The organism is Planctopirus sp. SH287 (genome assembly GCF_056500625.1).
Window position 1 is genome coordinate 5,204,097 of sequence record NZ_CM151403.1, and the last position, 13,744, is coordinate 5,217,840.

General features: G+C 54.7%; 12 protein-coding genes. 5 read left to right on the forward strand and 7 right to left on the reverse strand.

Going from position 1 to position 13,744, the window contains the following annotated elements:
* Window positions 1-164: 164 nt before the first annotated feature.
* Window positions 165-1,214, forward strand: coding sequence for a hypothetical protein (locus SH287x_RS19375; protein WP_479516045.1), 1,050 nt, complete (start codon window positions 165-167; stop codon window positions 1,212-1,214).
* Window positions 1,215-1,408: 194 nt separating this feature from the next.
* Here the strand turns inward: SH287x_RS19375 and SH287x_RS19380 are convergent, their stop codons facing one another.
* Window positions 1,409-1,627: a hypothetical protein gene (locus SH287x_RS19380; RefSeq protein WP_479516046.1), complete on the reverse strand. Its 219-nt coding sequence runs from the start codon at window positions 1,625-1,627 to the stop codon at window positions 1,409-1,411.
* A gap of 211 nt (window positions 1,628-1,838) precedes the next feature.
* Between SH287x_RS19380 and mnmG the strand changes: the two genes are divergently transcribed.
* Together mnmG and SH287x_RS19390 are read left to right on the forward strand one after the other, a co-directional pair.
* A complete protein-coding gene (gene mnmG / locus SH287x_RS19385; RefSeq protein WP_479516047.1) occupies window positions 1,839-3,680 on the forward strand; it encodes a tRNA uridine-5-carboxymethylaminomethyl(34) synthesis enzyme MnmG in 1,842 nt (613 codons plus the stop codon).
* 306 nt (window positions 3,681-3,986) lie between these two features.
* Window positions 3,987-4,952: a TIGR03009 domain-containing protein gene (locus SH287x_RS19390; protein WP_479516048.1), complete on the forward strand. Its 966-nt coding sequence runs from the start codon at window positions 3,987-3,989 to the stop codon at window positions 4,950-4,952.
* Window positions 4,953-5,171: 219 nt separating this feature from the next.
* Here the strand turns inward: SH287x_RS19390 and SH287x_RS19395 are convergent, their stop codons facing one another.
* Both SH287x_RS19395 and SH287x_RS19400 read right to left on the reverse strand, forming a co-directional pair.
* Window positions 5,172-6,302, reverse strand: coding sequence for a ZIP family metal transporter (locus tag SH287x_RS19395; protein ID WP_479518740.1), 1,131 nt, complete (start codon window positions 6,300-6,302; stop codon window positions 5,172-5,174).
* Window positions 6,303-6,665: 363 nt separating this feature from the next.
* On the reverse strand, window positions 6,666-7,025 hold the full coding sequence (locus SH287x_RS19400; RefSeq protein WP_479516049.1) for a SpoIIAA family protein: 360 nt from the start codon (window positions 7,023-7,025) through the stop codon (window positions 6,666-6,668).
* Window positions 7,026-7,315: 290 nt separating this feature from the next.
* On the opposite strand from SH287x_RS19400, the gene SH287x_RS19405 reads away from it, so the two are divergent.
* On the forward strand, window positions 7,316-8,602 hold the full coding sequence (locus tag SH287x_RS19405; protein ID WP_479516051.1) for a hypothetical protein: 1,287 nt from the start codon (window positions 7,316-7,318) through the stop codon (window positions 8,600-8,602).
* Between the two features lie 54 nt (window positions 8,603-8,656).
* On the opposite strand, the gene SH287x_RS19410 is transcribed toward SH287x_RS19405, so the two are convergent.
* The 4 genes from SH287x_RS19410 to queG all read right to left on the reverse strand — a co-directional run bounded on the left by SH287x_RS19410 (window position 8,657) and on the right by queG (window position 13,027).
* Entirely contained in the window at window positions 8,657-10,324 is a 1,668-nt protein-coding gene (locus SH287x_RS19410; protein WP_479516052.1) for an NAD+ synthase, read from the reverse strand.
* A 139-nt stretch (window positions 10,325-10,463) separates the two neighbouring features.
* Entirely contained in the window at window positions 10,464-11,276 is an 813-nt protein-coding gene (dapB, locus tag SH287x_RS19415; protein WP_479516053.1) for a 4-hydroxy-tetrahydrodipicolinate reductase, read from the reverse strand.
* Window positions 11,277-11,405: 129 nt separating this feature from the next.
* The gene (locus SH287x_RS19420; protein WP_479516054.1) at window positions 11,406-11,774 is read right to left on the reverse strand and encodes a cupin domain-containing protein; all 369 of its coding nucleotides are present in this window, start codon (window positions 11,772-11,774) and stop codon (window positions 11,406-11,408) included.
* An 11-nt stretch (window positions 11,775-11,785) separates the two neighbouring features.
* Window positions 11,786-13,027: a tRNA epoxyqueuosine(34) reductase QueG gene (gene queG, locus SH287x_RS19425; protein WP_479516055.1), complete on the reverse strand. Its 1,242-nt coding sequence runs from the start codon at window positions 13,025-13,027 to the stop codon at window positions 11,786-11,788.
* A 169-nt stretch (window positions 13,028-13,196) separates the two neighbouring features.
* On the opposite strand from queG, the gene SH287x_RS19430 reads away from it, so the two are divergent.
* Window positions 13,197-13,742: a sigma-70 family RNA polymerase sigma factor gene (locus SH287x_RS19430; RefSeq protein WP_479516056.1), complete on the forward strand. Its 546-nt coding sequence runs from the start codon at window positions 13,197-13,199 to the stop codon at window positions 13,740-13,742.
* Window positions 13,743-13,744: the final 2 nt, after the last annotated feature.

Sequence of the window (13,744 nt, forward strand, 5' to 3'; positions counted from 1 at the left end):
AATGAATCTCGATGATGTCACAAAAGACGCCGTGCCCCATTTGTCATGAAAGGCCTTTCCGTCTTCCCGGTAGTAAGCGAAAGATGTGCTATCGAGCCAGCGACTGGTTGAAGTCGAACCTGGCATGGGCCAGTTGTTGATACTCTGCCTGGAAAGTTGTGATCATGCCTCTGCCCCCTCTGCCGCCATGGGAAGTGATTCGTGACCAGATGTTGTATCTGGTCACGCCGGCTTTCGGCGGGAGCCTGATCGTTTATCTGTTGTTGTCACGGGTTCGCTGGGGGAGGTCTGCTGCCGGCCCGCTGGCGATCTGGAGTGGTTTCGCATTAGCGAATCTGTTCGATCAACGGCTTGACTGGTGGTCACTCGACCACAGTTGGTACAGCCTGTTTCCCGCCTTGACGCTCTGTCTGATTGGGGGCGCAGTGACGGAAATCATAAAAAACTTTCAAACAGGAACGGCTCCCTTATCTGCCAACGCGACTGGTGAATCAGCCACGGCTTCAACGTCGCCACATTTGATGTCGTTTCTCGTTAATAGTGCCTTTATTCTTGTGGCGGGCTGGTGGTTAGCTCCGGCGGATTTGACCTGGGGAAAGATGGCCATCCCACAACCTGTCGCCGCGGCCATGCTGGGTGGTATTTCGCTATTGTTAGCGTGGCTGTTAAGTCACGTGTGGAGTAACGCTGCGGAGAAGTACGCCCCTCTTCTGCTTGGTGTCATCTGGGGCAGTGCGGCTTGCACCGTCATGATTCATGCGCATTCCCTCCGCTTTACCGAATTGGCGATTGCCATGAGTCTTGCACTGTTGGGAGTTGGCGTGGGAGTGTGGATTCTCCAACGAAAGTTTTCTGATCGTGGGTTGTCGGCACCACTGATGACACCTGCCGCTTCAATCAGTTCCGAAAACTCTCAAGTCACTCCATGGACTGGAAACGGAAGAGGACTGAACAGTCTGGCACAGTGGAGCGGGCCAGCAGTTTTCTTCCCGGCACTCTCATTGGGAGCCGCCACCCATACCTACAGCGATCTTCCATTGATGACGTTTGTGGTTTGCGGCGTTCTTCCCCTGGGACTGGTTTTGTTTCTTATCCCCGCCTTATGGCCACGTTGCCATCACCGTCGTTTGGTCTGGGCGATGCTGGCTCTGGTCATCCCCGCAATTCTGGTCATCATTCTCTCCGTGGTGAACGAGTCTATCGGCGTAGGTTAAACTGATATTAAGCATTTAACCCTCGCCCGCGCAGGCGGGAGAGGGTGGCACGCAGTGCCGGGTGAGGGATTTTCCAGTGGGCGTTCCTCATCAAAAATCGTGACTGGTTAGTTCTCGACGAGCATGCAAGGAGACCGCTTTCTGAACCTCCGGCTCGCCCTCACCCAGCCTCTCCCATCGGAATGGGAGAGGAGTCAATCAACCCCATCAACAACCGTTTTCTGGCGGCGTAAGACCCATTCGTGGATGAACGACTGACCCTCATACGCCGCCACGAAGCCCGCAAAGGCACCGCGCAGGCGGGAGAGGGTGGCACGCAGTGCCGGGTGAGGGATTTTCCAGTGGGCGTTCTCAATAAAAAAACGTGACTGGTTCTCTCTCGGTGAGTAGAGAGCATGGCCGTCGTTTGACATTCGGCTCGCCCTCACCCAGCCTCTCCCATCGGAATGGGAGAGGAGCCAATCAACCCCATCAACAACTGACCCTCATACGCCGCCACGAAGCCCGCAAGGGCACCGGGACTGACAACCATGCCCGAATATGGCACAATCCCTTGGAGTGGCTCTTGTTTTTGCCTCCTTTTTCTCTCCCTTTTTCTTTCCTTGTGTAGCAGCTGACGATCTCATGTCCATCTACGACTATGACATTCTGGTGATTGGTGCCGGCCATGCGGGATGCGAGGCAGCGCTGGCAGCGGCACGCATGGGAGCGAAAACAGCGCTCCTGACCATGAACTGTGACACTGTTGGCCAGATGAGTTGCAATCCCGCCATTGGTGGCGTGGCGAAAGGTCAGATTGTCCGCGAGATCGATGCTCTGGGCGGTGAAATGGGCAAAGTCATCGATGCCAACGGCCTGCAATTCCGCATGCTCAATCGCAGCAAAGGGCCAGCCATGCACTCGCCCCGCGCTCAAGCCGACAAGAAACTTTACCAGTTTGATGTGAAGCGGCGGATTGAAGAACAACCCAATCTGACCCTGAGGCAGGAAACCACAGAAAAGCTGCTGATCGAGCAACTTCCCGGACAACAGACTCGCATTTGTGGAGCCGAAGTCCGTGGCGGAGCAACATACCGCGCCCAGGCCGTCATTTTAACGACTGGGACATTCCTTCAGGCCATCATGCACACGGGCGAAGCCAAAACTCCCGGCGGCCGGGCGGGCGATGGCACCACAGGAACGCTCTCCGATTCTTTACGCGAACTCGGATTTCAGCTCGAACGATTCAAAACCGGCACTCCTGCCCGGCTCAATGGCCGGACGATCAATTATCATGTCATGCAGGAGCAACCCGGCGACGATGATCCGCAGCCGTTTTCCTTTATGACGGCGAAGATCACACAGCCGCAACTCAGTTGCTGGTTAACGGAAACGAACGAATCGGTGCATGACGTGATTCGCGCCAACCTGCACCGTGCCCCCATGTATTCGGGCCAGATCAACTCCCGTGGGCCACGCTATTGCCCTTCGATTGAAGATAAAGTTGTCCGATTTGCCGACAAAACGTCACACCATATTTTTCTGGAGCCTGAAGGCTATAACACGCGGGAAATTTACTGTAACGGCATCTCCACCAGCCTGCCGCGTGATGTTCAGGATGCGATGATTCACAGCGTGAAAGGACTCGAGAACGCTGAGATCATGCGCTATGGCTATGCCGTCGAATATGATTACGCCCCACCGACTCAACTGCGACCATCGCTGGAAACAAAGACGGTAGCCGGCCTTTATTTCGCGGGCCAGATCAATGGCACTACGGGTTATGAAGAAGCTGCTGGTCAGGGCCTGTTGGCGGGGATCAATGCGGCCTGCGCGCTGCAGAATCGCGAACCGCTCATTCTCGATCGTAGCGAAGCCTACCTGGGCGTACTCATCGACGATCTGGTCACTCGGGGCGTCGATGAACCATATCGGATGTTTACTTCCCGGGCAGAGTTCCGCCTCGTCCTGCGCCACGATAACGCCGACCTCCGGCTGACGGCCAAAGGGCGTGATGTCGGGCTGGTGGATCACGACCGCTGGGCAGCTTTTGAACAGTACACACAAGACCTTCAGGCCGGTCGCCAGTTGCTTGGTAAAGAGCGGCATGAAGGGGCGACGCTCGAAGAAATCCTGCGACGCCCCGAGGTGACCTGGCAGACGCTGGCGGAACTTTCCCCCGCCGTGGCAGCACAAGTCATCTCTTCCCGAGCGGCTGAACAACTGGAGATCGAAACCAAGTATGCGGGGTACATCCGCAGGCAGGATAGCGATATCGAGAAAGCTTCCAAGCTGGGCGGCGTCCGCATCCCGGCCACATTCGACTACCACGCCATCCAGCATTTGCGAAAAGAAGCCAAGGAAAAACTTTCCCGCATTCAGCCAGCCGATCTTGGCCAGGCGGGGCGCATCAGCGGCATTACCCCGGCCGATCTTTCGATTGTCCTGCTGCATATTAAAGAACGCGATCGTTTTACCATCGCCTGAGGCAGATCCCGGTGCTGAGTGATGGCCTCTTGTCCTTTCGGGTTGGGTCATTTCCGCTCGTGGCACCGGCGTGCGCTGGTCGTGGCGTGTTTTTTCAGGATGAAGTGTTCATTTTCGAGAGTGCAAAAATGGGGTTGGCCCGATTTCCCTTGCGCTGCTAGACTCGCCCCGGCGCTTGCTTGCTGATGGTGAACAAGTGCCTGATCCCAGTCGATCCAGGAAATCAGATTGTCGGGCCGCAGGGAGCGTCCTGGCCGAATGGATTCGGTCAAACCGCCGCCTTGCTACGGAAGGATCCGCGCTCCGATGAATGCGCTTTACAAACGATGGGCCACGCTGACACGCCTGGCTCCTGTGCTTGCTGTATCCCTTTGGCCGGCCTCTTTGGCGATGGCCCAGTTGCCCCCTGCACCCGCGGGAGAGGTCAAACTGCAACGGCCAGCACCCAATGACTTGATTGTCCCGCCGCTTTCTCCTCAGTTGCTGACCATTATGCGCAACTGGGAAAACGAATCGTCCCGAATTAAAACTCTCGAAGGAGAGCATCGTCGGATTGTCTATAACCTTGTGTTTGAGACAGAACGACGCTCGTCGGGCGTTTTCTATTATCAGAACCCCGATCAGGGCCGCATTGATATGGAAGGGATGGAACCCCTTCGCGGCGAAAAATCAAAGAAAACCGGCAATACCGGCGAGCCATTCCGTATCGAAGCTGACAAACGCGAACGATGGGTCTGCACAGGTCAAGAAGTCTTGCAGGTCAATGACACCGAAAAGACTTATGAAATCTATGCCCTGCCCCCCAACATGCAGGGGCAGAACATCATCAACGGCCCGCTCCCCTTCCTGTTTGGGATGAAGGTCGAAGAAGCTCAAAAACGATTCACGCTGGAACTCGTCGCGGCTAACGATAAGGTGGCCAGGATCGAAGTCGTTCCCCGCTTGCAGATGGACGCCAATAACTACAAGAAGGCCACCATCATGCTCGATCTCACCACTTATCTCCCCTCGGCGGTACAGCTGATTGATCCTGCGGGAACGATGGAGACGGTTTACATCTTCAAGAATCTCGAACCCAATAAAGGGGGCATCCGAGCCGCTTTGGCCAAAGCCTGGAGCGGAGACCGCGATCCTTTCCATCCGAAACTGAATGGCTACAAGGAAGTGCAACCCCCCAAGGTAGACGCTCAACTGGTTCCTGCGGGCAATCAGCAACCGGCTCCCACTCCCGGCAGTCGCCAAAGCAATAACTCGGGCTTTCCTCGAAACTGACCTGAAGACGACAACCGTTCGATGACAACAGAATAACCCGGAGCGCTGGCGACAGTGGCTGCCGGGTTATTTTATTGTGTGGTGGTTCCGTTCTTAATCGTCGCGTTTTAGCGGTTGCATGCAGCGATTCAGGAGACGAAAAAGTTGTGTATAAAAGACAGCTCAGAGCCGTGAACATGGCACGGGGGTCATCAATTCTGGACATGACTCAACACGGCACTACTGGATTTTGACTCGCAGTTGCTGGGAATCCTCGGCTGATCCATGGCTGTGCCCGGCATGATCATGAAGATGTCCTGAGTGTCCACCACCATGCGTGTGAGCCGGTTCCAGGAAACCAATCGCCCAGGCAGCCGCCGTTCCCGCGACCAGTAAAGCCGAAAGCTGCCAGCGGTCATGCGAATGGAATTGCACTTCTGGTAACAGATCTGCCAAAGCAATACACAGGAAAGCCCCGGCAGAGAACGCGAGAGCCGTCCCTACAATGAAAGCCTGCTGGCCCTCCAATTGTTGAACTCCCAGCACAAACAGCAGTGCTCCGAGCGGGCACATCAGGGAGTAGCCGACGTTCACAATCGCCCGCCAGAGAGGAGGGCTTCCCGCAGCGACCATCAAAGAGGTAATCGACAGAGAATCGAGCGGTTTATGCAGGGCAATGGCGAGAAAAGTCCCCAGCCCGAACAGACTTCCGCCGGGAAGATGCAATTGGTCTGTCTTCACCGCAGCCGCCAGTGCCATGCCATCTACTAGCGTATGAACCACCAGTCCGAAAGTCATGGCCATCCAGCTGAGATCGTGAGCGGCACGCGGTGGTTCAGGAACCGGCGCAGGACCTTCGGGAGGCTGGATCACGGACAGCAGTGAGTCCGTGACGACCGCCGGTGACATGATTGGCAGCATCCCCGGGGTATGATCGTGATGGCAGACCCCTCCATCGTGATCGTGCGAATGATCGTGATGATGTCCATGTCCGGGCTCATCTTCACCGTGGGCATGAGAATGGAAGTGGAAGGCCCGGAGCATCAGGAACATGGCGATCAGGCCGATCACCACCCAGAGCATGGCCACATCCACAGGGCCACTGACTCCACCATCACCCAGAGCATGGATGGCGTGGGGAACCTGATGAAAAAGCGCGACCCCCACCATGAACCCGCCCACAGTGCTGATAATCCACTGCAAGCGACGGTGAGTCACCCGGATTAACGAAGGGAGCCATCCTCCCAGCAGTGAACTACAGGCAACCATCAGGCACCACAGAAGCAGCACACCCGAAATGCCGGTTTCTGTGACTGCTCCCAGGCTCAGCATCTGTGGAACCCACCCGGTGGACAGGGCAAAATCAACCATCACGACAATCTTCCCGAGGGGGTCAACCAACAAGAACCCGGCCAGAACTGAGAACGCCCGACACAACCGGTTGTGCCTGTGAGAAACGCCCTGAATGCCCGGCAAAATCGGCACGCACAGAGGTGGTGTGAGAATCTCTTCAGCAGTGTCGTGATGAATCGTTGATTCTGCAATGCTGCTGCATTTCTGAATCAAAGAAATCTGCACTCAATGGACTATTGAACTTGAACAGCCGGGTTGAACAAGTGGGGTTCATCCGACAACAGAAGACGTGACATCCCGTTGCCCCCCAGGACCAGCCAGTGTGACACGTCACTCAGTCATCGGAAACAAGTCTTTATGGCAAGAACCCGTTCATGTCGATCAGGAAACGACCCAGGCTTTGGCCTCTTCAATTTTTGTGTGGTCGAAGTATTTGATCGATGCCGACGTGAAGGGCTTACAGAACGTGGCCATCCCGGCTTCCCATTGACTTTCGCCGACAATGGCCAGCTTTTCGATATCTTTTCCATGCTTGAAGTCGAACTTAATGTCCTGCCAGAGGGCACCCATCGTCCAGCCATGAAAATCGTGCATTTCAAAGAGCAGTCGCAGCTTGCCATACTCGGCCACGGTTTGCTCAATCACTGGGACAAACTGTTCGTAGGCAGCGGCATCCAGCTTACCCGTGACACGAACAATCAGAAGGTTTCCAGAGCTGACAACTTCAACGGCATTAACCATGATTTGCATCCTGACGGGGAAGTAATAGTTCCATCACTCAATCACGTATTCCTCGCCAACACACGAGGAGACATGAATGATTACGCTACCCGACATGATGCTGCTCTGCATCTGAAAATCGCCAGAGAAGTTCACAGAAAAGTCGGCATTCTTCGTTGAAAATCTCCGTGAGATAAGGCTTGTCTGGTCAAGGCGATCATGTGTGCCAATTATTTGATCGCTGGTGAAACTTTGTCTCCGCGTCTTGGTACACTTGGGGGATTGCCATGCTGTCTCCAGGGAAGCTGCCCATGCGATTTCATAGCGTGTTTCTGCGTTGTCTTTGCGGCCTTGCGGTTGTTTGGATGGGAGCGTTCTCTCTGAAAGGAGAGAGTGCTGCCGCTCATGACTCGCCCGCACAGGTCTTGGAAAAGTCGAGTGCATCAGGGGATTTCAAGGGCGGAATGGCTCAACTGGAAAAGGAACTCGCTGATCGGCCCGACAATGCCGAAGTTCGCTTTGCACTGGGGTTACTGCAGTTTCTCGACGCGATCAATCAGTTCACGGCAGCGCAGTACAAATATGGGGCCGGCAATGGAACCGCTCGTTCACTGACACTGCCGTTCTTTCGCGGGATTTCTGAAAACCCGAAGCCTGAACCGGTGCGTTATGTTGATGTTCAAGATCTTTTTCAAAAACTTGGCCAATCGCTCGCTGTGGCGGAAAAGACATTGACCGGCGTGGAACAGTCGAAAGTGAAGCTTCCCTTTCGACCGGGACTGGTCTCATTTGACTGGAATCGCGTCGGGAAAATCGCTGACGAAGAGGCGCTCTGGAACCTGTTAATAGGGATGGGGATGCCCCTTCAGCAAATCCCGCGCGAACAATTCGTGATCCAGATCGATGAGGGTGACGCCGTCTGGTTAAGAGGTTACTGCCACTTCCTGATGGCCATTTGCGATTTATCAGCCGCTTACAATACGCAGGAATTGTTTGAACGAACGAGCCATATGTTCTATGCCAAACCGGTCACCCCCTATCCGTGGAATCAGGAAGTCGACCGCGATGGGGATCATCTCTTTGATTTCTCGCGAATTGCCGACGCCATCGCCTTCATTCATCTCATCAATTTTGAATTGACGGATGCGAACCGGATGCGGAGCGCTCATGCCCATTTCCTGAAGATGATTGAATTGAGCCGCCTGAGTTGGAAACTCATTGATGCAGAAACCGACGATGATGACGAATGGCTCCCCAATGACCGCCAGAAAAACGTCGCCATCGGCTTAAGGCTCCAGCGCGAACAGATCACCGGCTGGCATCTGGTGCTCGATGAAATGGAAGCGCTGCTCACCGGAAAAAAACTGATCCCCTTTTGGCGAGGCGATCTTGAGAAATCAAACGGCCAGACAGGGCGTGGCGTCAATCTGTTGCACGTTTTTCAGAAGCCCGGGCGATTTGACCTGGTGCTCTGGGTCAGCGGAACCGCCGCCAGTCCTTATCTGGAAGAAGGCCAGCTTTCAACGGCGCAGTCCTGGAATCAATTGCAAAGCGTCTTCGGTGGCCGCTTCTTCGGATTTGCCGCCTGGTTCAACTGAGCCTCGCTCCAGAAATTGATGTGTTTTAGTGTGCCCGCTCGCCTGGAATGCGTATTAAACACCCCAGTCACCATCGCATTTTGCAGCCATCGGCATGCGGCGGCCCACGCCATAGGCTCGTGGCGATACCTTCACGCCGGGGGGCATCTGCCACCGTTTGTATTCATTACGATCCAATCGTCGGGCAATCCATTCAACCGTCTCGCGAGGGTATCTCTCGCTGAGTTGAGCAACCGATTCTTCCCGATCTACCAGCCCTTGTAAGATCCCGTCCAGAATGTCATAGGCTGGCAAGGTATCCTGATCGAACTGGTTGGGAGCTAACTCAGCCGAAGGGGGTTTCACAATGATGTTCCTGGGAATGATTTCTTTCCCTTCAGACTCATTGATGAACTCACACAAGGCATAAACCTCGCCCTTATAAAGATCAGCCAGTGGTGCGTAAGCACCATTCATATCGCCATATAACGTGCAATAGCCCATGGCCAGTTCACTCTTGTTGCCAGTGGCCAAAGCCAGCCAGCCATTGTGATTGCTCCGCGCCATGACAATCGCCCCGCGGATGCGCGATTGCAGGTTCTGATCCGCCAGTCCCGCAGGCTTGGAAGCCAGTTCATCGCTGAGAACAGGAATCCCTTCATAGGCCTGATGAACCGGATCGATCGGGATTGTTGCATGCGGAATCCCCAACCGCTCGGCCAAAGCTATCGCATCACTCAAGCTATGATCTGTGCTGTATCTGCTGGGCAGCAACAGTCCATGCACATGCTCAGCCCCCAGAGCCTGAGCTGCCAGATAGGCCACGAGCGCGCTGTCGACACCGCCGGAAAGCCCCAGCACACAATCTGTAAAACCCGATTTGCCGCAGTAGTCACGTATCGCCAGAACGATGGCTTCGTGCAGGTCGGACTCTTTTCGCGTGGGCAGCATGATCTGCGGTGGTGGCAGTTGTTTTGTATCAACCTGTAACAATCCCGGACGAAACGCAGGGAGTGACGCCACACAGGCCCCATTGGCATCCAGAGCAAAACTTTGCCCATCGAATACCAGGTCATCGTTTCCGCCAATCTGATCAGCAAAGAGAAACGGCACATTCCAGTGTCGGGCGTGATAAGCCATCAATTCATGCCGCCGGCGCGACTTTCCGACTTCAAAAGGGCTGGCGGAAAGATTGATAAACATCGTCGCTCCCTGCGCCCCCAATTTCGCAAGCGGGTCTCCCAGTTGTTCGGGATCTGTCGCATAGAACGTCGATGGATCATGAAACCAGGCATCTTCACAGATATGAATGCCCAGCATTTCTCCCCGAAAAGGAACCGGCACAATCGCAGCGGCAGGACGGAAGTAACGCCGTTCGTCAAAGACGTCATAGTTCGGTAACAATTGCTTATGAACCGTCGCGAGGACTTGTCCACCACAGACCAGACTGGCCGCATTGGCCACACGCCCCGCAGGACACCCGCGATGAGACGGATGCCCGATCACTACCCCCAATGTGGGCGGCAATTCACCAGCGAGTTGTTCGATCAAGCGGTCGCAAGCTGCCACAAAACCCTGCCGAAGCAACAAGTCCTTGGGGGGATAACCCGAAAGCAGCAACTCACTCGTGACAAGCAGATCGGCCCCGCTTTGAATCGCTGTCTGTGCTGCTTCTTTGACCAGACGGGCGTTCCCGGCAAGATCTCCCACAGTTGGATTGGCTTGAAGCAGAACAATCTTCATAAAACGGGATTTCAAAATCAGTGCCCCGCAGAATCAGCATCCAGCCTCAGGGATCACTCCACGATGCCGGACTCAGGTTGCGACGATGCAGGGCTAAGTCTGTGAGTTAAGACAATACGAACAACCAGCTGACAAGGGCTTATTTCGAGGCGTCATTTAACCCCAAAGCATCGGCCATGGAATAGAGTCCGGCCGATTTTTTAGCAAGAAACTTGGCAGCCGTCAGGGATCCCTGAGCATAGCTGTCGCGCGAGTTACCACGCACAGTCACCTCCAGTGTTTCGCCCATCAAACCGAAGACAATGGTGTGTTCACCGACATTGTCTCCCGTGCGCAAGGCATGGTAACCAATCTCGCCCCGAGGTCGCTGGCCAATCCGGCCTTCACGCCCATGAACATGATCCGTCTGACCCATCTCGGCTGCCACAATTTCGCCAAACTTCAACGCCGTTCCACTGGGGGCATCTTCCTTGAAGCGATGATGTCGTTCGATAATCTCAACATCGACCCCACTGGATGTTTCCTTCAAGGCCCTCCCGGCATCCGCCACCAGCTTCATCGCCACATTAACCGCCAGGCTCATGCTGGGAGCCCAGAGAATCGCTGTTTTTTCTGCCGCTGCGGTGATTTCAGCTTTCTGCTCCGGTGTAAAGCCTGTCGTCGCCAGCACCAGTTTTAGCTGTCGCCTAGCACATTCTTTGGCCAGTTCCACCGAGCTTTCGGGAGTTGAGAAATCGATGATCACATCGGGCGCGGTGGTGATCTCGCAGGTGAGGGGAACGCCAATCGCTCCCAGACCGGCCAGTTCTCCCACATCCTTGCCCTCCTGACCATGCCCGGGACGCTCATAGGCTGCGGTGACTTTCAGTGCCGCATCAGTCAAAGCACAAGCCAGCACGCGCTGCCCCATTCGCCCGGTTGCTCCAAAGACTCCAATCGTCGTCGCGGCCATGATCTCTGCTTTCGTGGATTGATAAAGGCAAAATCGAAACTGCAAATGAATATTGGGACAGCCTTCCTCTTCCATGAAGAGAGAGGAATTTTTCAGACCGAACCCTCGTGGCACGACGTGAAGATCGACTTAACCTTCATCATCGCGATGAACCGTTTCTGGAGAAAACGCGGGCAGGCAAATCGCCACATATTCCGCGCCAGCTTCGCCCGGAGTGCTGTAACGCACCCATTCGCCCTTGTGTGTCAGAACGGCCTGTCCCGCTTTGACAAACAGCACGCCATCGTTGGATTCCACCTGCAGTTCGCCATGGAGAACCAGCGTGTATTCGTCAAACTGTGGGGTTTGCCCCGGTTCCACCCACCCGCCGGGACTTTGCATATGGGCCACGCTGATCGCCGAATCGTCACTATTCACTCGGCCGAAATACTCCCGAATCAGCTTGGGTTGATTTCCAGCCGCCTTGATCTGCGTCGGTGAAGGGATGAGAACCGGCATGGACGTATTTCCTATGGGGGATTAGCAAGGAGATGAGGATCTGGCTCCAGCACCGCCCGCAGTTCGTCGAGGACATCATGGTTTGAATGGCTCAAAGTATCCTCCAACTCCAATTGATTTCGCAATGATATCTCAATGATTGGTCGAAGCGAGGGGTGGCGTCGGGCCAATTCACCCGCAGCCCAGACACTGGCCCCTCTGACAATCGGTGACTCATCATTCAACGCGTGTGCCAGGACTGGCCAGTCATCTGGTGAGCCAAGATTTCCCAGAACGATCGCCGCATTCCTGGCCATGCCCACACGACCGGGACGTTCCAAAGGAGTTTGTTGAAACCGGGCCTTAAAGTCGGCGGTTGAGATTGTCAGGAACAATTTCGCATCGGCGGCCGTTTGTACCGCCCACGACTCACTCTGAAGAAACTTGTGGGGTGAGACAGGTTCATTGGGTGAGAATTGTTTTTCACGCTCATGCCGCTTTTGCTGCTTTGTATTCCAGGGACAAACATCCTGGCAGATATCACATCCCAACAGCCACGGGCCGATGCCAGAGCGGAGATCCCTTGGGGGTAAACCTTTCTGTTCAATGGTTAAATACGACACACAGCGGGTGGCGTCCAGTACGCCAGCTTCAGGAAAGGCCGAAGTAGGGCAGGCATCCAGACATCGTGTGCAACTGCCGCAATGGGCCGTTTCATGAGGAGCATCACTCGGGAGCGCCGTCTGCGTGAGAATCGCCGCCAGCAGAAGGAAACTCCCTTGTTGCCGGTTGATCAGCATGGTGTTTTTACCAAACCAGCCCAGCCCCGAAAGGCGTGCAAAATCCCGTTCAAGAAGCGGTGCCGTGTCGATCACGACTCGCGTTTTATCCTTGGAAAAGTGTTTGTGAAGAACAGCGACTCCCTGCGCCAGCTTCGGTCTGAGCCAATGGTGATAATCTTCCGGGAGGTGAGCATACGAGGCAATTCGGGGACTCGAACAAACGTCTTCAGAAGGTGAGAGCGGCTGCTGATAATTCCAGGCTGTCATCACCACGGAAGCCACACCCTCCAGCACAAATTCGGGATGAGAGTAAGCCTCTTTGCGACGATCCAGGTAAGACATGTCCCCCGCATAGCCGGCCGCCAGCCATTCGTGCAGTCTCGTTACGCCGGGCGGACTGATGGCGGGCGTAATCCCTACCATCGCAAACCCATTCCTCAATAGGGTTTGCTTTAATTCGTCAGCAGCGATCATGGCAGCAGAGGGAATCATGGGACTCGAAAAGTCAGGAGTTTAGCAGGCATTTCTGGTTCGATGGAAACGGCGATTCGTCCAAAGCCGGAAGATTCATTGGTAAGTATCGTGCCACTCAGGACAATGAGAAGTAAGAGATGATGCGTGAGAGGCTCAATCCCGCGATCTCATGGGAGCAACAGGTATCATGGAACAGCGACCCGGTGGATCGAACCCACACCAGAAAAGTGAGCGGTTTGTCTCTTTGCTCACCAAAGAACATTCCCGCTTGCTGGGGTACATTCTGACTCTTGTTCCCCATCGTCATGATGCTGAAGATCTCCTGCAAAAGGTCAGTCTCACGCTCTGGAGTAAATTTGACGAGTTCGACCACACCCGTGATTTCTTTGCGTGGGCGTCAAAGATCGCTTTTTTCGTCGTCTGCAATCATCGCCGGGCACTTTATCGCCGCAAAGTGACTTTCAGTGAAGAATTATTGGAAGTGATGTCGCGCGAGCGGGAGGCCCACCTGACTCATCAGGGAACCCGCCTTGATCTGTTGGTGACATGTGTCGAAATGCTTCCCACCAGTGATCAACGATTACTGTTTCAAATGTATGCCGAAAACTTTCCGATCAAAGACATTGCCGCAACCACAGGCAAAGCGGTGCAGACACTTTACAACCGGCTCGGGATTCTCCGCCGAAATCTGATGGAATGTGTTCAACGTAAATTTTCAGTGGAAGGAGTCTGACT